Annotated in this window: 22 protein-coding genes; 10 read left to right on the forward strand and 12 right to left on the reverse strand. The window is 36.6% G+C overall.

Annotated features, from left to right (window positions below; genetic code table 11):
• Positions 1-25 precede the first annotated feature (25 nt).
• Positions 26-925 (forward strand): sugar phosphate nucleotidyltransferase, encoded by a 900-nt coding sequence (locus H1P_RS05020; RefSeq protein ID WP_144864767.1) that lies wholly within the window; start codon positions 26-28, stop codon positions 923-925.
• 141 nt (positions 926-1,066) lie between these two features.
• On the opposite strand, the gene H1P_RS05025 is transcribed toward H1P_RS05020, so the two are convergent.
• The gene (locus H1P_RS05025; protein ID WP_144864768.1) at positions 1,067-1,477 is read right to left on the reverse strand and encodes a DUF5367 domain-containing protein; all 411 of its coding nucleotides are present in this window, start codon (positions 1,475-1,477) and stop codon (positions 1,067-1,069) included.
• 84 nt (positions 1,478-1,561) lie between these two features.
• Between H1P_RS05025 and H1P_RS05030 the strand changes: the two genes are divergently transcribed.
• Complete coding sequence (locus tag H1P_RS05030) at positions 1,562-2,125, forward strand: TetR/AcrR family transcriptional regulator (RefSeq protein WP_144864769.1); 564 nt, start codon at positions 1,562-1,564, stop codon at positions 2,123-2,125.
• A 358-nt stretch (positions 2,126-2,483) separates the two neighbouring features.
• Here the strand turns inward: H1P_RS05030 and H1P_RS05035 are convergent, their stop codons facing one another.
• The 5 genes from H1P_RS05035 to H1P_RS05055 all read right to left on the reverse strand — a co-directional run bounded on the left by H1P_RS05035 (position 2,484) and on the right by H1P_RS05055 (position 7,794).
• Positions 2,484-2,864, reverse strand: a complete 381-nt coding sequence (locus H1P_RS05035) for a hypothetical protein (RefSeq protein ID WP_144864770.1) — start codon at positions 2,862-2,864, stop codon at positions 2,484-2,486.
• Positions 2,865-2,927: 63 nt separating this feature from the next.
• On the reverse strand, positions 2,928-4,241 hold the full coding sequence (locus tag H1P_RS05040) for a glycosyltransferase (RefSeq protein WP_144864771.1): 1,314 nt from the start codon (positions 4,239-4,241) through the stop codon (positions 2,928-2,930).
• 168 nt (positions 4,242-4,409) lie between these two features.
• On the reverse strand, positions 4,410-5,951 hold the full coding sequence (locus H1P_RS05045) for a DUF6798 domain-containing protein (protein WP_144864772.1): 1,542 nt from the start codon (positions 5,949-5,951) through the stop codon (positions 4,410-4,412).
• Positions 5,952-6,035: 84 nt separating this feature from the next.
• Positions 6,036-6,644 carry a DUF3352 domain-containing protein gene (locus H1P_RS05050; protein WP_144864773.1) on the reverse strand — a complete coding sequence of 203 codons (609 nt, stop codon included), beginning with the start codon at positions 6,642-6,644 and terminating at the stop codon, positions 6,036-6,038.
• A gap of 469 nt (positions 6,645-7,113) precedes the next feature.
• Entirely contained in the window at positions 7,114-7,794 is a 681-nt protein-coding gene (locus H1P_RS05055) for a hypothetical protein (protein ID WP_144864775.1), read from the reverse strand.
• A gap of 164 nt (positions 7,795-7,958) precedes the next feature.
• Here H1P_RS05055 and H1P_RS05060 point away from each other — a divergent pair, with 164 nt between their 5' ends.
• Together H1P_RS05060 and H1P_RS05065 are read left to right on the forward strand one after the other, a co-directional pair.
• Positions 7,959-9,122, forward strand: a complete 1,164-nt coding sequence (locus H1P_RS05060) for a sensor histidine kinase (RefSeq protein ID WP_222426937.1) — start codon at positions 7,959-7,961, stop codon at positions 9,120-9,122.
• On the forward strand, positions 9,119-9,751 hold the full coding sequence (locus H1P_RS05065; RefSeq protein WP_144864777.1) for a response regulator: 633 nt from the start codon (positions 9,119-9,121) through the stop codon (positions 9,749-9,751). The genes H1P_RS05060 and H1P_RS05065 overlap by 4 nt, the downstream gene beginning before the upstream one ends.
• A 115-nt stretch (positions 9,752-9,866) precedes the next feature.
• Here the strand turns inward: H1P_RS05065 and H1P_RS05070 are convergent, their stop codons facing one another.
• The 3 genes from H1P_RS05070 to H1P_RS05080 all read right to left on the reverse strand — a co-directional run bounded on the left by H1P_RS05070 (position 9,867) and on the right by H1P_RS05080 (position 12,240).
• On the reverse strand, positions 9,867-10,157 hold the full coding sequence (locus H1P_RS05070; protein ID WP_144864779.1) for an FmdB family zinc ribbon protein: 291 nt from the start codon (positions 10,155-10,157) through the stop codon (positions 9,867-9,869).
• Between the two features lie 97 nt (positions 10,158-10,254).
• Positions 10,255-11,442 (reverse strand): formamidase, encoded by a 1,188-nt coding sequence (fmdA, locus tag H1P_RS05075; protein ID WP_144864781.1) that lies wholly within the window; start codon positions 11,440-11,442, stop codon positions 10,255-10,257.
• Positions 11,443-11,790: 348 nt separating this feature from the next.
• A complete protein-coding gene (locus H1P_RS05080; protein ID WP_144864783.1) occupies positions 11,791-12,240 on the reverse strand; it encodes a recombinase family protein in 450 nt (149 codons plus the stop codon).
• A gap of 461 nt (positions 12,241-12,701) precedes the next feature.
• On the opposite strand from H1P_RS05080, the gene H1P_RS05085 reads away from it, so the two are divergent.
• From H1P_RS05085 to urtE, 6 genes are all read left to right on the forward strand, one after another.
• Positions 12,702-13,688 carry an aliphatic amidase gene (locus tag H1P_RS05085; RefSeq protein WP_144864785.1) on the forward strand — a complete coding sequence of 329 codons (987 nt, stop codon included), beginning with the start codon at positions 12,702-12,704 and terminating at the stop codon, positions 13,686-13,688.
• A 51-nt stretch (positions 13,689-13,739) separates the two neighbouring features.
• The gene (locus H1P_RS05090; protein WP_144864787.1) at positions 13,740-15,107 is read left to right on the forward strand and encodes an ABC transporter substrate-binding protein; all 1,368 of its coding nucleotides are present in this window, start codon (positions 13,740-13,742) and stop codon (positions 15,105-15,107) included.
• Between the two features lie 68 nt (positions 15,108-15,175).
• The gene (gene urtB / locus H1P_RS05095; protein ID WP_144864789.1) at positions 15,176-16,141 is read left to right on the forward strand and encodes an urea ABC transporter permease subunit UrtB; all 966 of its coding nucleotides are present in this window, start codon (positions 15,176-15,178) and stop codon (positions 16,139-16,141) included.
• A 113-nt stretch (positions 16,142-16,254) separates the two neighbouring features.
• A complete protein-coding gene (urtC, locus tag H1P_RS05100; RefSeq protein ID WP_144864791.1) occupies positions 16,255-17,325 on the forward strand; it encodes an urea ABC transporter permease subunit UrtC in 1,071 nt (356 codons plus the stop codon).
• 31 nt (positions 17,326-17,356) lie between these two features.
• On the forward strand, positions 17,357-18,124 hold the full coding sequence (gene urtD, locus H1P_RS05105) for an urea ABC transporter ATP-binding protein UrtD (RefSeq protein WP_144864793.1): 768 nt from the start codon (positions 17,357-17,359) through the stop codon (positions 18,122-18,124).
• The gene (gene urtE, locus H1P_RS05110; protein ID WP_144864826.1) at positions 18,105-18,806 is read left to right on the forward strand and encodes an urea ABC transporter ATP-binding subunit UrtE; all 702 of its coding nucleotides are present in this window, start codon (positions 18,105-18,107) and stop codon (positions 18,804-18,806) included. Before urtD ends, urtE begins: the two co-directional genes overlap by 20 nt.
• Before the next feature lie 2 nt (positions 18,807-18,808).
• Here the strand turns inward: urtE and H1P_RS05115 are convergent, their stop codons facing one another.
• From H1P_RS05115 to H1P_RS05125, 3 genes are all read right to left on the reverse strand, one after another.
• Positions 18,809-19,021 (reverse strand): type II toxin-antitoxin system HicA family toxin, encoded by a 213-nt coding sequence (locus tag H1P_RS05115; protein ID WP_144864795.1) that lies wholly within the window; start codon positions 19,019-19,021, stop codon positions 18,809-18,811.
• On the reverse strand, positions 19,011-19,232 hold the full coding sequence (locus tag H1P_RS05120) for a type II toxin-antitoxin system HicB family antitoxin (protein ID WP_144864798.1): 222 nt from the start codon (positions 19,230-19,232) through the stop codon (positions 19,011-19,013). Before H1P_RS05120 ends, H1P_RS05115 begins: the two co-directional genes overlap by 11 nt.
• Positions 19,233-19,348: 116 nt before the next feature.
• Positions 19,349-19,858, reverse strand: coding sequence for a hypothetical protein (locus H1P_RS05125; RefSeq protein WP_144864800.1), 510 nt, complete (start codon positions 19,856-19,858; stop codon positions 19,349-19,351).
• Between the last annotated feature and the right edge of the window lie 5 nt (positions 19,859-19,863).

The following is a 19,863-nucleotide window of genomic DNA, read 5'->3' on the forward strand; positions in this document are numbered from 1 at the left end:
TCAAAATAATAGGCAAATATTAATAATGACAGATTTAACTACTTCTTCTCCATCCAAGGTAAAAAAAGCCCTAATTCCTGCTGCTGGTTTTGGTACAAGAATGTTTCCTGCAACTAAGGTAGTTAAAAAAGAACTGTTACCCATTATCGATCGCGATGGTCGAGCCAAACCAATTATTTTAAAAATCGTCGAAGAAGCTGTTTCTGCTGGCATAGAAGAAATAGGGATTGTGGTGCAAAAAGATGATGTCGAAGTTTTTCAAGCGTTTTTCCAAGCTCCCCCCAAAGCCGAACTCCTTGCTAAACTATCCTCTGAAAATCAAGAATATAGCCAATATTTGCAGGAATTAGGTCAAAGAATCACTTTTTTAGTTCAAGAGCAACAAGAGGGTTTTGGTCATGCGGTTTTTTGCGCTAAAACTTGGGTAAATAACGAACCCTTTTTACTACTTTTAGGAGATCATGTTTATCATAGTAAAGAAAAACTATCCTGTACGGGACAGGTATTAGCAGCCTTTGAACAAACTAATAGCAGTGTAATCGGCTTGACTATAATGTCTGGAGACATTATTCATAAAGCAGGATGCATTACAGGGGTTTGGCAACAACCTAATTCAATCTTAGAGGTTACTAAACTGTACGAAAAACCCGATTTAGAATACGCTAAAGCTAATCTCCATGTTCTGGGAATGCCCGAATCAGACTTTCTAGGAATCTTTGGAATGTATGCCCTTAAACCAGAAATTTTTGCTCATTTAGCAGACGAAATTGACAATAATCTGCGCTACAAAGGAGAGTTTCAGCTAACTACTTGTTTAGATCGTTTACGAGAAGCCCAAGGAATTATGGGTTATTTAGTAAAGGGACAATATTTTGATGTGGGAATGCCCCAATTTTATCGTCAGACTATGTATGATTTTTCTTGAGTGTTTTGGAAATAGGCGATCGCTCTTATCTTAGTGCCATCCGATTTAACCAGCTAACAGCTATAAGCTTAAAGCTTATAGCCAGGTTCAACACTCGCGCGACGGCGAAGCCGAGTCCTTTAGGGCGTTGCTTTGCCTCAGTTACCTCGGCAGGGGGGTATAGTTTTCATTGGCTCTTGTAGAAATTAGCCAGGCAAAGCCAATTAATAATCCATAGCCACCAAATAAAAAAGCTCCATATCGCCCTGCTGTTTCAGGCTGCATATTACTCATAATCTGAGAAAAGCTTGAGAGAATCGGAATCTCACCTAGCATTCCAGGTAAAGCAAGACAAATCGCACCCTGTAACCAATCTTTTGCTTCAATATGTTGCCATTTCATAAGTCCTAAAGATACAGCCGAAAATACAATCCCTGTAGCAATTACGTTGAGCCAATACGCAAAAGAAGAACCTTCAAAGAAGTACGAGCCAACTAGACGATAAACTATCGTTGCGATCGCCCAAATGAATACTCCAAGTAAAAAAAAGCTAATTTGGTTTTTTGTGTTCATGATAATTTATCTCTCAAATAATGTTACTGTAATGGTTATTACGTTAATTATTAATGTAATAGCTGTTACGTTAAATGTCAACCCATGAATCGACCCATTGAGCCTAAGAAGAAACAAGAGCTTTTAGAAAAATGTCTAGCAATTGCAGTTGAAGCAGGATCGCTAAACTTTAGTCTTAATGCGATCGCCCAAAAAAGCGGAACTAGCGGACGAATGCTCGTCTATCACTTTGGCTCGAAACACGAATTAGAACGGCAAATAGTTAGTCTTTTAGAGACTCGCTTACGAGAAAAATTATGGTCATTTCAAGGCTTGTCACCAGATAAAGTAGATTGTCCAACAAAACTCTTACTTGAAATTTGGAAACATTTAACTTTGCCAGAGATGCATGGCTTACTGAAACTAACAATGGAGCTAAACCAACGTGCTATGCAAGGTGACTCAGAAATACAATTGCTTTTAGAGCGTGAGAGCCAAAAATGGGTAAATTTTCTCTTCGATCTTACAAATGATAAGACTACTGCTCTATCTTTACTTCATTTATTTCAAGGCGCGATTTTAGACTTTTTAACCACAGGAAATGCACAACGCGGACAACAAACCATTGAGGCTTTTGCCGAAACTCTCAAGCAAAATAAAGCGATCTAACTTAAGCTGGATTAGACATTCGCCTTGCCTGTGAATTAAATAAATAAGGTTGGCTTGGAATCAACTTTTGATGTGTTATATATTACCTTTTATCCTTGATTAGATACACTTAAATCGACTCGCTCGGATTCTAATTGTTTAAACTTTCGTTCTTGCTCGAATTCTTGACTACTACAATAATTCCTATCTCTAAATATTTAGGACTTCAGATTTACCAGTGCCAAATATAGCAATACGATAAAGGGATAGGACGCGAAAATATTGTAGTTTAATGAAATGTCCTAATCTTTATTTGTACGGCTATATATTCAAACTGCTCGAAAATCGCTTGTTTCTGTTCTTTCATTGGATATATGAACTAGAAATAACTCACATATCCTAAGTAGATGCCAATGATGATGAATCCGACGCTCGACAATCTGATTGCCCTTTGACCAGTCTTGGGCGATTTGAGCGTCAATTCAGGTATGACAATCAATGCAGCACCTTTCAACATCGCGCTAAAGCCGATAAGTGTTATGATTACTTCCGCAAGACTTCCCCAGAGGAAATGTTGAATCAGGATAGACAGACCGACCAGAAAATGTACAGCCCCAGAAAGATTGAGAGTCACTGGATCCGTACTCGCGTTTTCCTGCACCATCTTCTCGTAAAAGTCAGTCGAAATCAGGAAACCCAGCCCAGTGACCAAAAAATATGCTGAGGCAAGTTTAGCAAAGAATAGGGTTGTCTCTTTCATAAAGCTCTTCCAACGCTAATTGCTTTTTCGTTTAGCTGGACTTTTTTGACTTTTTTTCCTGTATTAAGTCTCTGATAACTTTTGAGCGCGTTGCTCTGGGATACTTTCTATAATAGCGATCGCATTGGCAATTCCTTCTTCTTGGCGTATTTTTTCCCCCAAAGTTGCTGCGTTTTGTCGAATTACTCGATCTGTTGTTACTTCTCGTGTTACTTCTCGAATAGCTTCAGCCAGTTTCTTAGCTGTCAATTTCTTTTGTGGAATAGGTTTACTACCTACACCCAGAGCATAAACCCGTTCGCCCCAATAATGCTGGTCAACCAGAAAAGGACATACGATTGTAGGTCTGCCTGCCCGTAACCCTGCTGCTGTTGTTCCCGCGCCACCATGATGTACTACAGCCGATACGCGAGGAAATAGCCAACTATGGGGAATCTTATCGATCTTGAAAATGGTTTCCGTTAGATTGCGGAGATCCAACCCACCCCAACCAGTAGCAATGATTCCGCGTACCTTGGCTTTCTGTAGCGCATCAATAACAATATTCGCCATTCGTTGCGGATTACGCCCTGCCATGCTACCAAATCCAACATAAACGGGCTTTTCCCCTGCTTCAAGAAAATCCATCAATTCAACTGGAGCTTGCCAATCATTTTCTCGATCTAAAAACCAATAACCAGTGACATGGGCTGTATTGAGCCAATCCCTTGGGCGTGGTGAGACAAGTTCACTATAGCCATGCAGAATTGGAATTAATTTTCCATTTGCCATTTGGATCGGACTGGTCGATTTAGGTAGTTTAATAATTCCTAGTAGCTCCTGGCGGAATTCGTTTATTACGTCATCGTAAGTATGGTAGCCCTTATGCAAAAGTGTATAAGAAATTTTGTTGTACCAGCGTCCTAGTTTCAAATTGGGAAACCCAATGGCGACAGATTCAGCAGTTGGAACGATCATAGGTATCGGAATAGCCATTATTGCGGGAATGCCTAGTTTTTCGGCAATATGCGAACCAGCCATTGCTTTGGGGTGGAAAATTATGATATCAGGATTTGCTGCTTGGGCTGCATTCCAAGCATCTTTGAACATTTCTCGATTGAGTGCTTTGGCTTCTTTTAGTAATGTCAGCATCGTTTTAATCGAGCCCAAGAGATTGCCCCCGCTTTCGATCGCTTCTCTACCTACTTCTGAATCAAAGAGTTTCATCAAACCATCGTTCATATACCCATAATTCAAACCATGTTTAGTGATGAATGATTCAAAATTGGAACAGGTACAGATCGTTACTGAATGTCCCGCTCCCTTTAAGCCTTTACCCAATGCCACATAAGGTTGGACATCCCCCCGTGAACCTACTGTGATTATAAATATATTCATACTAAGTCTTAAACGAACCTTTTAATTTCTTACCTTATCAAAAAGCCAGGCTAATTCCTGTAACTAGATTGTGTTCTTTCTAATTCCTATTTCTAAATATTTAGAACTTCATATTTACCACTGCCAAACATATTCAAACTGCTAGACAATATGAGCGGAGTATTTTCTTTATTGAATTGTATAAATTACATATTTACGATCGCGATACAAAGTTGTTAAAAAGCTGCATGAAAATTGATTTTCTATTTCAGCAACTACATGAGTAAGCTCGTAATCTGTATCTAACTGTTGCAATAATTGACAGCGATTGCGCTTTGGTTCATACACTTGGTTGGATCGTATTACCCTGTTATGCCATTCAATCACCTCGGTATCTTTATAGGGATGAGATTTTTTATTCACAAAAATAGGAACTCCTGTATACAGTCTAAATTTTTGTAGCTGTTGAGAATTAGGAGGAATTAAATAAGTATATTCCGCTTGTTTATTTGTCTTGACAAAATTCAGCATTGGAGTACTTTCTCCTCTATATTGAAAGAGGGCAATTTGCTTATCAAAACCCTGAACTGTCAGAGCGGATATAATAACTAAACTAATCCCTACTAATACATGGTTAATAGTAGATTGCTTCCCTACTAATTTAGTAATAAAAGATACGAACGCAGCGATAATAAGGGCGGTTGATATTGGTACTAAAAAGACAGATAAACGCCAAGGAGCGATAAAACCAATAAAATCATTATCTAAAATTACTTGCAAGATTGTTAGATAAAAAGCCGTTATAAAAGGAATTAGCAAGATCCTAAATAATGAAGTATTTCTAATTAAATATAATCCAGCAATTGTCACTAAAGATTGTAGATGAGAAATACCTGTTGCTAACCAAACTTCTGGAATAGAATGATGAGAAATTCTAAAATTGACAATAATATCTATTGCTTGTTTTTTAATTGCGGGAGTAGTTGCTGGAAAAGTAAAATACATATAACTAAAAATCGGCAGCACCAGAAGCAAAGAAAGAAAACCAATAGCGATCGCTTTTTGAGAGTCTTTGGGAAAAACAAAGAGAACATAAGATAAGGTAAAGACTGCCACACTAAAAATATAAGCAGGATGAAAAGTTGCTGCAAATGCACTTGCCAAAACTGCCCAATAATATCTTTTATATAGAGCTAGCCAAATTGACAACAGGATAAATACACCAAATGTACAGGGTTGAAGAACAGCTCCTAAAATGTATTGCTGAGCTACTCCACTATGAAGATGCCAAGCAGTATCAAAAGTACCAAATTCTAAATTAACAGTGTGAATACTCAGAAAAAATGCCAGATAAAGTAAAATTTTTGTCAGAGAATCTTCAAGTCGATAAACATAATTTACGATTCCAAATAGACTTGTAACATATAACCCCATGATTAACCCATAATAAAGATAAAAAGCATATTCATGATGAATATATTTATAGGTAAACTTCACTAAAAATGTGAAGGGGGGCAAAGGGTCTATTGTATTAGCTGTCCAGTCTTGATTTAGAAAACCCAAACCAGCTTGAGCTAAACCATAAAGAAATTTAGTGTTTTGATTGCCATCGGCATTTTCGGGCGAATTGTAGATAGGTTCTTGTGTATAAGCCAGGCTAAAAACAGTAGCAAAAAGTAGAAATCTCAGAAGTAATAACTTTTTGTTCGAGAAAATAGCAATCATTTTCATCTTGCAAAAGTTATAAATATTGATAAATTTTAATTTGAATAAAGATGATTTTTGTAAACGCATTTATTTATTTTTATTGATAAGTTAATTGACGATTTGCCAAGTATCAATAGCTGATTCTAAAATTTGGGTCTGAGGAGATACAAGTAGCTGATTTTTTAAAATTGCTAAAAACAAAACGTTATGCTCGTCATCAGTGATTTTTACAATGGGAATATTTTTATAATTATTGCTTTCAAGTTGTTGATTATACTGACGTTCAAGCTTGTTAGCAAAATTCAACAACTTGATTTTATTTTTAATGCCCACAATTAATAAATAATTTTCTCGATCGCTCTCGGATTCAAAATTATTTTTGGGCAAAAAAGCTAACATTACATTTCCGATCCAAGGGCGAATATCTTGCTGATAATTAATTTCTTTTAAAACTGCCATTCGACTCATAAAAGTATTGAGTTCGTATTTCAAGAAATTTCGCGCTTCGGATGGTACTAATTTTTTAATCTGTTGCCAATCTTGAGAAGTTGTAGAAATATACAATGTAACTAAAGCTTCTTGAGGTATGAATTGAAACCCTTCTCTAGGAGTTAATTCTTTTCCTACAAGAAACCGAAAATGAAAATCTGTAATAACAATTGCACTACTAATTAGAATTAGGCAAAGATAACTTATTTTGATTTTTTTCTCGCTCATTTAATTATTTGGTAATAATTTTGGGATTGGCTCACGTTAAATCACCAAGATAAAATGTTCAAAATCCAGAGTTAATCGTGGCTATTTCAACTGCACTAATCTATTATTGTAGTATTGTAGGAGCTACGCCTGATTCTGATAGGCTCAATTGCTTTCGAGTCAGGGATTTTAAGGCTCGTATGTGCCGAAAATACGATCCCACCAATTGATTGTTTTTATGATGAACGTAGTGAACGGGTATTTTCATCCAGAATAAGTAATGAGTAATGAGTAATAAGAAATAAGTATTGATTTTCCACTCTTAACTGTAGGAATCAATTGAATACCACTTTTACCAATCGAATTTAGTATGACAACGCGATCGTAATCTGTTGGAATAAGCGATCGCGCAGTATTTCAATTTGCGAGATCGCATTGATTGCAGTAGCGTTTATGATGACTTGCAATTAAGGTTTTGCCTCGAAGTGTTTTAATTAGGGATAGTAATAGAGGTTGATGTTTCGGTTTCTACATCAGTAGGTACTCTAAAAGTCACAGATCGCCCTAATTCGCCTTCTTGATACTTGACTGTCAATAGTCCAGAATAAATATCTGTTCCTTCTGGCAAAGTTAAACTATCAACTCCTGTAACTGTGCAACTATCTGCTTGACAGTCATCGGGTTGGAAAGAAACTTCGGTTACTTGATGATCTTTCCAGTTATAATCGTTCAACTCGACAAATGGTAAAGGAACGGGAACAAAATTCAAAGCACCATTCAACATCCCTGAAACCAAATTATTTTTTACCCTTGTTGTATGTAGGATTTTAATATTATTGTCCTGTTTTTCCATCCGAATCCATTCGTCATTTTCACCAGAACGTTCGAGTCGCATCCTCAGAACTTGGAGTGGTTCTTCTAGACAGTAAGAATTTTGGGGAAATTTGGTACAGAGACTCGATCGCTCGATTTCTAATGTTGTCTGTTCTGGTTCTCCTGAAGAATAATTGTAATCACGACAGCGAGAATTTTGAGGGAATTTACTACATAAACTATCCAGACTTACTTCTTCGGTAGCACTAGCAGCTTGAGAAACTGCGATTTCATTTACCAAAAAAGTCGTAGCTACAGCTAATGTCAGCTTAGTAATATTTGTGATTATGGGTTTCATTGCTAATAATCTCTAACAGAAGTAATCTTGATATCTCAAACAGTACTTCTATCAATTTTGTTTTCCAATTTCCTTGAGTCATAAAAAAACATGACCAGAGTCATGTTCTCAAAACGCTCTATTTGTCTTAATGTATTGGTAATTTGTATGATTCAAACGCACCGATGTGTATCAATCCAGTGGCGAATTCATTTTCCTCGATCTTCGGGAAATTGCGTTATGTAGAATGGCTGTTTCTTGCGGTTCATATGGTAATGGGAATCAGCAGTGGCAATAATAATTTGGCGTTAAGCTTGGCTTTTTACGGAATTTTTGTAGCTTTAAGCTGGATATTACCTCTAGATCGCCCTCTGATACTGAGACAAGCCTATGTGTTATTAGCAATTATATTAATGGTCTGTGCCAATTTCATGGGTGTCAATTTAGATTTAGTACTTTATCTTTATCTTGCCAAAAGCTTTTTTTTAATTGGTAGCAAAAGAACTTATTTAACTGCTGCAATCGCAGGAATAGTTTGGATTGTCATTGATTGTATCTCTGAAATTCAAGAATTAGAGGGAACTGTAGATTTTAAACCGCCTTTTGGTTTTGTTTCTTATAATTTAAGTACGATTTTTATTCACTCCTTGGGAATTTATCTTGCAGTCAGCGTTTTTGTAATTTCATTTAGCTCGGTAGTTAGTGCCGAATACAAAAGCCGTAAAAAAGCAGAAGCATTAGCCGAACAAGTAGAAATTTTGGCAGCAGATTTGGAAAGGACTCGTATTGCTCGCGATATTCACGATTCTTTAGGGCATACTCTGACTAATTTAGATATTCAATTAGCAGTAGCTCAGAAATTACGCGATCGCGATCCGCAGAAGGCTTTTCAGGCTCTAGATACTGCCAAAATACTTTCTAGCCAGTGTATCGAAGATGTCAGCCATGCGGTAAAAACCATGCGGGATTCTAATTTCGATCTCGATCGCGCCTTGAGTAATCTCATAGAACAAATTAGGAGCGATCGAGCTTTACACATTCATTGGGAGATCGACTTACCTCAGTTACCAATTGCCACTAGTCATCAAATTTATTGCGTAGTTAAAGAAGGATTGATTAACATCCAAAAACACGCCCACGCTTCTTCCGTTTACTTTGAGAGCAAATTCACTTCCCAAGAGATTATTTTACAATTAGAAGATGATGGCATTGGTTTCGATTTGACTGCATCGAATTTTGGTTCGGGTTTAAAGGGAATGACAGAGCGAGTGCAAGGTTTAGGCGGTAAATTAAACATTGGTAGCTCACCAAACCAAGGAACGCAAATTTTAGTGGTAATTCCCCGATGATTAGCTTATTACTGGTAGATGACCAAGAAATCTTTCGTCAAGGTTTGGCTACTTTACTCGCCACAGAAGAGGATTTAGAAGTAATTGGACAGGCTAGCAATGGTCGAGAGGCGATCGCTTTAACCGAACAACTACAACCCGATGTAATTTTAATGGACGTGCGGATGCCTATTTGCGATGGCGTAAGTGCCACCCGCGAGATTCACCAACGTTATCCTTGGATGCGAATTCTCATTTTGACTACCTTTGAAGATGACGAATATGTCTGGCAATCTTTACAAGCTGGAGCAATGGGCTATATTCTCAAGCGTAAGTCTTCCGAACAAATGGCGATCGCTATTCGCGCTGTCGCTCAAGGTTATTCTCAATTGAGTTCGGCGATCGCACCAAAAGTTTTTGCCAATCTTAAATCAGCCCATCCTACCTCAACCGATGCTCTAAACCAACTTAGTTCGCGAGAATTAGAAGTATTAAGACTGATAGGACAAGGAAAAAATAATCAAGAAATCGCCCAAACCTTGCATCTAAGCATTGGTACAGTTAAAAACTACGTTACCCAAATTTTGAGTAAATTGTCACTGCGCGATCGTGTTGCTGCTGCTTTGTTAGCACAACATTTGCCAGTTTGAAGATTGTGAGCGATCTATTGAGGAATAGATCGGAATTTGGCAGAAATGTTTAGTAAATCAATGGTATTTCAACAGCTTGGGCGCACCACTATTATTTATTATTATTGGTTAATAGTTAATATCTTGTTGGTGCATGAGAAATCATCCAAGGTCTATTAGTATTAACTTTTTGGTATCTAGGTTTAGTTAACTCTTTGGGTTTTTGTTTGACTAATCGGGGTTCGGCAGAATTTTTTGGAGAAATTGCCGACAAACTACCAGAATTGAGATTAATATTGGGTGCAGAAAAAATTTTCACTGCTACAACATCACATTCGGGACAATGCATAGGTGCATTATAATCAGAAAGCGATCGCAATGCTTCAAATTCGCCACAATTATGGCAAAGATATTCGTATAGAGGCATTATTTTAGTTATCAGTTATTAGTTATCAGGTAAGGGCGAATGGTATTCGCCCTCTGTTTAATTAATGATGATGCTCACTCTACAGGTTGTTTTTGCTTTACACTGGCAAAATACTTTTATCAAAAATTGCCGTCGGTAAAGCCAGAGTACAACAAGCATTGGGAATATCCACAATTCCGCTAATTCTACCTTCTACGGGGGCGCAACTTAACAGCAAATAAGCTTGTTCTCCTGTAAAGCCAAATTTCTTGAGGTATTCAATGGCATTTAAACAAGCCCGACGATAAGATACATGAGCATCAAGGTAATATTGTTCGCCACTAAATTCATCGACGGAAATTCCTTCAAAAATTAAATATTCTGAATAATGGGGTTCAACAGGGCCTGGTTTGAAGATGGGGTTAACCATGCTGTATTTTTCCACACCACCTTTGATAATGTCTACACTAAGATCGATGTAACCAGACATTTCAATTGCGCCACAAAAAGAAATCTCCCCATCTCCTTGAGAAAAGTGAATATCTCCCATTGATAAGTTGGCCCCGTCTACATATACAGGGAAATAAATTCGCGAACCTTTGGAGAGATTTTTGATATCACAGTTTCCACCGTGTTCTCTAGGGGGTACAGTACGGGCTGCTTCGGCTGCTACACGGTCAAATTCTGCACCAGTTAGTTTACCTAATACGGCTTGTTCTGGATTGGGTAAGGCTGCTAAGGAGGGAATTTCGGGTTTCCAAGGGGGACCACCTTTTTCGACTAAGGCTCTTTCTCGTTTATTCCAGGTTTGTAATAATTCCATTGAAGGGGCGCAACCAATTAAGCCAGGATGGGTAATACCTGCAAAACGAACCCCTGGAATATGGCGCGAACTGGTATAGATACCTTCTAAATCCCAGCAAGCTTTGGCTGCTTCAGGAAAATGATCGGTTAAAAAACCACCACCATTCTCTCTAGCAAAGATTCCTGTAAAACCCCACTCATCCCCTGGTAAAGCACCAATATCTAGTAAATCAACCACTAGAATATCTCCTGGTTCAGCACCTTCAACTCTAATAGGGCCACTAAGAACGTGAACGATATTTAAGTCAACGTCTTTGATATCATTAGGGTTGTCGTCATTTTTGATTTGCCCGTCTGTCCAGTCTTTACATTCGATCCGAAAAATATCTCCTGGTTTAACAGATACTACCGCAGGAATATCAGGGTGCCAACGATTATGACCTGGTATGTCTTGTTCAGACATTGGTTTAGTCAAGTCTACTTTAAAAAGAGTTTCTGGCATAAGTCTATCAGTGATGAGTGATTAGCTATTTATTAGAAAGAGATAATAGGTTATAACTAAACATTTATTAGTATTTACGTTCTAAATCTCTAGGTCTGACAACAATAAAATTTTGTGTTGAGAAATACTTTGTTGTATTGATATTTCAGATATTTCAGATCGGGTTTATGTGAGACAAAACCAAGATATTTTCGTAAATTTAGCTTCTAAGAAGTTAATTTGCTTCAAAATACTAATTTTCTTGATTTATCTAAGAATATTGCTGGACATTTGGCAGAATAAAAGTAACAGATGCTACATTTCACCTAAAAAGTTGTCAGAACTTAACAGTTATTAACTTTTACTGGATTAAGACGATAAGCAAAAATTAACAATTTCTAATTTTTTACCAGTTTTTTCTAATAATATTTTGATGTAATTAATCCCATTAGCAGCTAATTTATCACAATCTTCCACTATCAATATATTGTAATTGTCATCTCTTAAAACTTGATTTAAAAGGTTTCGTCGATCGCTAAAACCGCTAGCAATTTCTTGATGTACTTTATATATCTGATATTTTTTTGCGATCACATATTTTTCTAATTTAATTGCTTGTTTTTCTAACTGTTGCTTTTCTGCTATAGTGTCTACTCTAGCGTAAATACAGGCTATCTTTTCTCGAGCATAATTTTGCTCTTCTGTAATAATAATAGTTCCCGTTGGTAATTGATATCCTGAAATTTGACCAGCTTTCCACCAACGATGAGCCGTTTTATAACTTACTCCTATTTTTTTTGCATAGCTAGAAAGTTTCATTCAAATATAAAAAAATGCAATTTACAGGTAAATACTCAACATATTTAAGTACTTAAATAGAAAGGTAAGTAACTAGACAATAAATTAATGCACAAACAATAGATATGACTGACTTTAAAGCTGTAATTTTAAATACTAAATATCTTGGTCTGGGTATATTTGGGTATATTTGGGTATATTTTTATCTAAAATTCAAAAGTTAGTATATTATCAAAATAAAAAATTTTCGATCGAAAAATTTAAATCTAGGAAGACTTAAGTCAATGACTAATTTTAAAGCTAACGATAATTTTTTTATTTTTTTGTATAAAAACTTACAAATATAATTAAAAGTAAAGTTTAATCTACAGAAAATATCAAATTAGTAAGCTAAGTTTCTAGTAGTACAAAAGACTATAACTAAGCTTCATTTTCAGTTTTATTAAGTTATCAAAAGCTTTAGAATCGAGGAATTTATAGTCATGCCTGTAGGAACTATCTCATCTTCACCTGACACTGTAGGGGTTGCCGTTGTTAATTATCCTGTTCCCATTCTAGAAACGAAAGAACAAGTTGTTAGTAATTGTACTCAGATTGCTAATTATATTGAAGGAGTAAAAAGAGGTTATCCTGGTTTAGATTTAATCATTTTTCCTGAATACAGCACTCAAGGCTTGCATCCTCAGTATTGGGAGGATTTAACTACGACAGTACCAGGAGAAGAAACGGCTATTTTTGCCGAAGCCTGTCGTAAAAATGAAGTTTGGGGCGTATTTTCGATTACTGGCGAAGCCAATCCTAATGGAAAGCCTTTTAACTCTTTTATCCTGATTAATGACCAAGGCGAAATCGTTCTTAACTATCATAAAATTTTTCCTTGGGTTCCCGTTGAACCCTGGTGTCCAGGTAATGAAACTAAAGTAGTCACAGGGCCTAAAGGCTTAAAAATTGGCGGTGTTATCTGTTATGACGGCAATATGCCCGAAATAGTTAGAGACACAGTCATGAAAGGTGCAGAATTAGTAATTCGTATTCAAGGCTATATGAACCCATCAAAAGAACAGCAAAGAGCGATTGCAAAGGTTCGTGCTTGGGAAAATACTTGTTATTTTGCAGTAGCTAATATGGCAGGAAGAGATTTAGTCTATTCTTACTTTGGTCAGTCTTGCATCATTGACTTTGATGGACGAGTCATTGCGGAATGTGGGGAAACACCTAACGAAGTACAATATGGCTTATTATCAATCTCTGCAATTCGTGATGCCAGAAAACATTGGACAGCAGAAAATCATCTTTACAATTTAGTCCATCGTGGCTATACTGCTGTTCCCGATCAAGGAGTCGCCGATTGTCCTTTTGACTTCTATAAAAATTGGGTCAACAACCCTGAGAAAGTTCGCTTAGATGTCGAAGATTTAACAGGAAAATATCCCATTCCCGACAAAGCACCTGCTTCCAAAACTGTTTAACAACAAACAAAATAACTATTCTATTGTCTGCCAAAAAGCAATCTTATTCCAATGAACAACAAGTATCAACCTCCCCTATCTAGTCTCGGTCGTCGTAAATTTCTCAAATATAGCTCTCTCGCAGTTGGAACAGGAATCTTAGCAGCTTGTTCTGGTGGTGCTTCTAGTACAGGAGATGAAGATTTAGGAGAAAACCCGATTAAAATTGGTATCATGTATTCCACTACAGGAACGATCGCAATTGTCGAAAAATCCTTACAAGATGCCACTTTCTTAGCTTTAGAACAGATTAATACTAATACTGGTCCCTGGGAAGGTAACGGCGAAGGTATTGAAGGACGGAAAATCCAGAAAGTAGTTGTTAATCCTGACTCTAACTGGGACTTGTATAACCAAATGTCGAAACGTCTGATAGATGAAGACCAAGTTGTTTGTGTCTTGGGCTGTTACACTTCTGCAAGTCGTAAGTCAGTTTTACCAGTATTTGAAGAAAAAGACTCGATTCTTTATTATCCAGTCTATTACGAAGGTAACGAATGTAGCTCTAATGTCTTTTATACTGGTGCAGCACCCAATCAACAAATTACTGATTCAATTCCTTATTGTTACGAAAATTTTGGGGCAAAAGGATTCTTTATCGGTTCAGACTACATCTATCCCAAAGAAAGTAATCGCATTGCCAAAGCCGAGTTAGAAAAAATTGGCGGTAAAGTTGTCGGCGATGAATATGCAGCTTTAGGAACAACAGAATTTATCACCATTATCAATAAGATTAAGCAAGCTAAACCAGATTTTGTATTAAGTAACCTAGTGGGTGATAGTATTCCCGCTTTTTATCGCCAGTTTAAAGATGCAGGTATCACTGCCGAGCAAATACCGATTATGGCTTACCCCACTACAGAAGAAGAAATCTTAGCAATGGGAACAGAATATGCTGAAGGTCACTATACTAGCTTTAATTACTTCCAAACTGTCGATACTCCAGAAAATAAAGCTTTTGTAGCACAATTTAAAGAGAAATTTGGTAAAAATCGCGTTACCAATGGTGTTATGGAAGCTGCTTATTTACAGACTTTCTTTATGGCGCAAGCAATGCGAGATGCGATTAAAGCGGGTGAAGAGATCGATACTAAAAGTATTCGCGAATATACTCGCGGTCAGAAATTCCAAGCACCTCAAGGTTTAGTGAAAATGGATCCTGATAACTATCACACCTATTTATATTCTCGTATTGGTAGATGGGGTGCTGATGGTCAAGCAGAAATTGTTTTTGCTACCCCTGCTGCGGTTAAGCCAATCGCCTGGAGTCAGACTTTATATCCTGGTCGCGTTTGTAATCGTCCTGTTCCTGATGATCGCAGTAACCCAATTAAAGAGACTGGTAAAGATTTACAAGTTAAGTATTTGGAGAAAACTTAAATCAGCAACATCATAATTGGCAATTAGTTCTCTTCAGCAATATCCTTTAACCTTTTCTCTATTAAAAAATGTACGCATATTTATTTCCTGTTTTTTATTTAGCCCAAGAAGCTGTTACAGAAGAAACCACAGAAGCTTTCAGTATTGTGGCTTTAGGCAATCAATTACTTAACGGTATTAGTATCGTGGGTATTTTGTTACTGACTGGGTTGGGTCTGGCAATTACTTTTGGGGTAATGCGAATTATTAATCTGGCGCATGGTGAGTTTATCATGTTAGGGGCTTATGTCACCTTTTTGATGCAATCTACTTTTGGACTAGATTTATTACTGACTATACCTTTTTCGTTTCTGATTACTGCTGCAATTGGGGCGTTAGTCGAAATTAGCATTATTCGGCGATTGTATGGTCGTCCATTAGAAACCTTGCTGGCTACTTGGGGTTTAAGTATTGTCTTGCAAGGGGTAATTAAGCTCATTTTTACCGCCCAACTAAAATATGTGAAAGCACCACCCTATATATCAGGTAACTTAACTTTACTACGAGATGCTCAAGGTTCAGCAGCGATCGCTATTTCTTATTATCGGCTATTTATTGTCTTCGTTGCGATCGCACTTTTGGCTTTAACAGGTTATCTTCTCTACAATACCGATCTGGGTCGTCAAGTAAGAGCAGTTACCCAAAACCGAGAGATGTCAAAGTGTTTAGGGATTAATACAAGTTTGGTAGATATGGTAACTTTTGCCTATGGTTGCGGTTTAGCAGGAATCGCAGGATCGGTTATTTCTTCCCTTAAAAGCGTCTCCCCTCCAATGGGACAAGATTATTTAGTTGATGCTTGGATGACAGTAGTTACAGGAGGTGTGGATAAATTAATCGGTGTCTTAGCTGGTGCATTTCTCATTGGCGAATTTAATGCAGGTATTGCTTATCTGTTGAACGATCCTACCGCTAGAGTAATCGTCCTTGCTGCGGTAATTGTTCTCATTCGTTACAAACCAGAAGGCTTATTTACAATTCAAAAACGATCTTAGGTTAGTGGTTATTGGTTAGTAGTTGATTGCTCGTAGCTCGTGGTTTGTTGTTATTTCTTATTTGTTTTCCCCATCCACCTCATCCCTTATCCCTTATCCCTCATCCCTTAAAAATGTCTCAATCAACAATTGGTATTGCCAAGCGATCGCAATTACCTACTAAATTAATGACTATTTCAGGAATTATCTTCATAATAATGGCAATTTTGCCGTTATTCTTAGGTAGTTTCCAAGTATCTTTACTTTCTAAACTATTACTGTTTGGTGCTTTAGCTGTTTCTCTTGACCTAGTTTGGGGTTTCACAGGTATTCTCAGTTTTGCCCACGGTGTATTCTTTACCCTTGGTGGTTATGCAATGGCGTATTACCTCAAGTTAAATTTAGCTGCTGAAGGCAATACCTATGGTGTGGATTTACCCGATTTTATGGTTTGGAATGGCTTAACTGAATTACCTTGGTTTATTGCACCTTTAAAATATTTCCCCTTAGCTGCCATTGCAATGGTAGCAGTACCTGCAATTTTTGCCTATTTGATAGGTTGGTTTATTTTTCGCTCTAAAGTTAGTGGTGTTTATATTACTATTATTACCCTGGCAATTTCTTCTGCTTTAACCACTTTTTTTATTAGTCAACAAGCCTATACAGGAGGAACAAACGGCATTACTGATGTTTCCCGACTTAGTATTTTTGGTATAGATATTCCTCTCAATGGTTTGTACTGGATGATTTTGCTTTTTACTACTTTTGTTTTAGTTGGTAGTTATTGGCTGACTCAATCTAATTTTGGTTTGATCTTGCGATCGATTAAAGAGAATGAAAATCGCATTTCTTATCTAGGTTATGATGTTGCGAGCTTCAAGATTTTTATTTGGACATTATCAGCAGGAATCGCGGGGATTACTGGAGGATTATTTGTTCCTTTAAATCGTTTTATTTCTCCTGTTTATTTAGCCGTTGCTTTTGGAACACAAGTAGTAATTTGGGTAGCTATTGGTGGTAGAGGTACATTAATAGGCCCTGTTATTGCAGCTATTTTATTAGGTCAAATTCAAAATTATGCCGAAAGAGTTACCCAAGATTGGCAATTAGTTGTCGGAATTTTATTGTTAATTGTAGTCTTATTTATCCCCGATGGTTTAGTCGGTTCTGTAAGCAAATTTTTTGATAAAGCAAAAAAACAATAAACTATTATTAATTATTAATTATTAATTACCCATGAAACCGATATTATCAGTCAAAGATTTACAAGTTGTCTTTTCTGGCTTTAAAGCTTTAAAAGGAGTTACTCTAGAAGTAGGCGATCGCGAAATTGTTACTATTATAGGCCCTAATGGTGCTGGAAAAAGTACCCTCTTAGATGCCATAGTAAGCAAGTCTCCCGTAGCAGCAGGAAAAGTTTATTTTCAAGGTAAAAATATTACTAATAAAAATCCTTATGAAATTGCCAGAATGGGTATTGGTCGTAAGTTTCAAAATCCCAATGTTTATAATGAATTAACAGTTTTTGAAAACTTGCTTTTATCCCTAAAAGGAGACCATGGTATTTTTGACTCAATTACAGCAAAATTAACTAAAAAGAAGCGAGATAAAATTATAGATGTTTTAGAGATTATTGGATTATTAAACTATGCAGCAACTCCAGTAGCTTCTCTTTCTCACGGTCAAAAACAATGGGTAGAAATTGGGATGGTAATCGCTCAAGACCCCACCTTAGTTTTACTCGACGAACCCACAGCAGGAATGACCCCAGAAGAAACCCACGCTACAGGAGAAATTATTAAATCTTTAGCACAAAATCATTCTGTTGTGGCGATCGAACATGATATGGAATTCGTCAAACAAATTGCCGAAAGAATTATCGTCTTGCACCAAGGAGAAAAATTAGCGGAAGGTTCGGTACAAGAAATACAAAATAATCCCCAAGTAATTGAAGTTTATTTAGGAAGAGAGAAAATTGATGTCGATGTCGCTGCTCGAACTTAATAATGTGACTGCTGGTTACGGACAAACTCCTGTATTATTTAATGTTGATATGACAATAAATAAAGGGGATATGGTCTGTCTTTTAGGACGTAATGGTGTAGGAAAAACTACTTTATTAAGAAGCATTATTGGCTTGAATAAAATATCTCAAGGTAGCCTAGTTTTTCAAGATAAAAATATTACTAAATTTCCTACTTATAAGCGATCGCGTTATGGAATTGCTTACATACCTCAAGGTAGAGAAATTATTCCCTATCTTTCTGTTTTAGACAACTTGAAACTAGGCTTTTCTGCTAGCGGTAAAAGTAGTAAAAGAATCCCTTCTGAAATCTTTGAATTCTTCCCCATGCTAAAAGAACATTTACCCAGACAAGGAGGATTATTAAGTGGCGGACAACAGCAACAACTAGCCATTGCTAGAGGGTTAATGTGCAATCCTAAAATCATGTTACTTGACGAACCTACCGAAGGAATTCAACCTTCTATTGTGCAAGAAATTGAAGATACCCTGAAAAGAATTAACCGCGAAAAAGGAATTACTGTAATTGTTGTAGAACAGAAAATTGATTTCGCCAGGCAATTGGCACAAAAATTTTTTATCATGGACAAAGGCTCTATTGTGGCTCAGGGTCAAACTTCTGAGTTAACAGATTCTTTAGTGCATCGGTATTTGACTGTTTGATTTTATCTAAGTTCGTTAAATTCTTCTTCTGTAATTTCCATTTGCTTGAGTATTTCCTGAAATAACCAACTACCAATTTCAGCCTTACCATGAATAGGAATAGTAGTTGCTCTCCCGTCGGGATGTTTCCAGCGTGCATGGCTGCCTTTTTGTCTAGCTTTCTTAAAACCAAGCTTTTTAGCAACCTTCTCGAATTCTCTCGCTTTAGCTGGCATTAGCAACAACCAACTCAACATCTTGAGGAAGAGAACGCCCCATTTCTTGATATTCTTCTAATATCATGGCAAAAACGTTGTCTAATTCTGCTCTTGCTGACTCGGAAGTTTCCCCCCAAGCATGACATCCTTCAATTGCGGGAACATAAGCAACAAAAGTATTATTATCGTCGGGACGAATAACAATCGTGTAATCTGGTAAAGATTTCATCACTCAAATAAAAATTATATTTTTAATTATAAAAGACTTTACTTGATTTATTTGCGATCGCTTTTTTTTATTTATAAACTACAGACGTTGCAATAAATTATTTTCTTGATTAATAACTACGATAAACATTCATCAATGATACTTTTTAACAAATTAATTTCACTATTGTATTTGTTTAAGTCCTTAATATGATTTTTATTTTGCTTTCTTAAATTAGATATGCGATCAATTTTATCTTGGATTTTTTGGATTTCGACTTCAAAATATCCTTGTATTTTTACAATAAAGGTTTCAGCATCCTCGTTTAAAAAGCACAAGTCATATGCAAAGCTATTAGGCATAACATTAATATTTCCCCTAGTGTTAGCGATCTGATAAAAATGATTATTGACAATACTTGTTTTGTAGGATCTAGCTCTTAACTTCATCAAAATAATTTGTGCTTTTACGACCGAATTGGCTTGTATTGCTTGTGTGAAATTTCGACCAAATAAGAATTTCATCATTTTGTATAAGTCTAAAAAAGCCTGTAAGCATTTTTCTTGATTAACCGTTAAACCTGATTGCTCGTGATTATGAAAAAAATTGTTGCGATTATCTCTACGAGCATTAATACGATCTAACAATTTAT

This window comes from Hyella patelloides LEGE 07179 (genome assembly GCF_900659865.1).
GTDB lineage: Bacteria > Cyanobacteriota > Cyanobacteriia > Cyanobacteriales > Xenococcaceae > Hyella > Hyella patelloides.

Coding starts and splice junctions, on each gene's coding strand:
- H1P_RS05020 (WP_144864767.1), top strand. CDS start 26: ATGACAGATTTAACTACTTCTTCTCCATCCAAGGTAAAAAAAGCCCTA.
- H1P_RS05025 (WP_144864768.1), bottom strand. CDS start 1,477: ATGAACACAAAAAACCAAATTAGCTTTTTTTTACTTGGAGTATTCATT.
- H1P_RS05030 (WP_144864769.1), top strand. CDS start 1,562: ATGAATCGACCCATTGAGCCTAAGAAGAAACAAGAGCTTTTAGAAAAA.
- H1P_RS05035 (WP_144864770.1), bottom strand. CDS start 2,864: ATGAAAGAGACAACCCTATTCTTTGCTAAACTTGCCTCAGCATATTTT.
- H1P_RS05040 (WP_144864771.1), bottom strand. CDS start 4,241: ATGAATATATTTATAATCACAGTAGGTTCACGGGGGGATGTCCAACCT.
- H1P_RS05045 (WP_144864772.1), bottom strand. CDS start 5,951: ATGAAAATGATTGCTATTTTCTCGAACAAAAAGTTATTACTTCTGAGA.
- H1P_RS05050 (WP_144864773.1), bottom strand. CDS start 6,644: ATGAGCGAGAAAAAAATCAAAATAAGTTATCTTTGCCTAATTCTAATT.
- H1P_RS05055 (WP_144864775.1), bottom strand. CDS start 7,794: ATGAAACCCATAATCACAAATATTACTAAGCTGACATTAGCTGTAGCT.
- H1P_RS05060 (WP_222426937.1), top strand. CDS start 7,959: ATGTGTATCAATCCAGTGGCGAATTCATTTTCCTCGATCTTCGGGAAA.
- H1P_RS05065 (WP_144864777.1), top strand. CDS start 9,119: ATGATTAGCTTATTACTGGTAGATGACCAAGAAATCTTTCGTCAAGGT.
- H1P_RS05070 (WP_144864779.1), bottom strand. CDS start 10,157: ATGCCTCTATACGAATATCTTTGCCATAATTGTGGCGAATTTGAAGCA.
- fmdA (WP_144864781.1), bottom strand. CDS start 11,442: ATGCCAGAAACTCTTTTTAAAGTAGACTTGACTAAACCAATGTCTGAA.
- H1P_RS05080 (WP_144864783.1), bottom strand. CDS start 12,240: ATGAAACTTTCTAGCTATGCAAAAAAAATAGGAGTAAGTTATAAAACG.
- H1P_RS05085 (WP_144864785.1), top strand. CDS start 12,702: ATGCCTGTAGGAACTATCTCATCTTCACCTGACACTGTAGGGGTTGCC.
- H1P_RS05090 (WP_144864787.1), top strand. CDS start 13,740: ATGAACAACAAGTATCAACCTCCCCTATCTAGTCTCGGTCGTCGTAAA.
- urtB (WP_144864789.1), top strand. CDS start 15,176: ATGTACGCATATTTATTTCCTGTTTTTTATTTAGCCCAAGAAGCTGTT.
- urtC (WP_144864791.1), top strand. CDS start 16,255: ATGTCTCAATCAACAATTGGTATTGCCAAGCGATCGCAATTACCTACT.
- urtD (WP_144864793.1), top strand. CDS start 17,357: ATGAAACCGATATTATCAGTCAAAGATTTACAAGTTGTCTTTTCTGGC.
- urtE (WP_144864826.1), top strand. CDS start 18,105: ATGTCGCTGCTCGAACTTAATAATGTGACTGCTGGTTACGGACAAACT.
- H1P_RS05115 (WP_144864795.1), bottom strand. CDS start 19,021: ATGCCAGCTAAAGCGAGAGAATTCGAGAAGGTTGCTAAAAAGCTTGGT.
- H1P_RS05120 (WP_144864798.1), bottom strand. CDS start 19,232: ATGAAATCTTTACCAGATTACACGATTGTTATTCGTCCCGACGATAAT.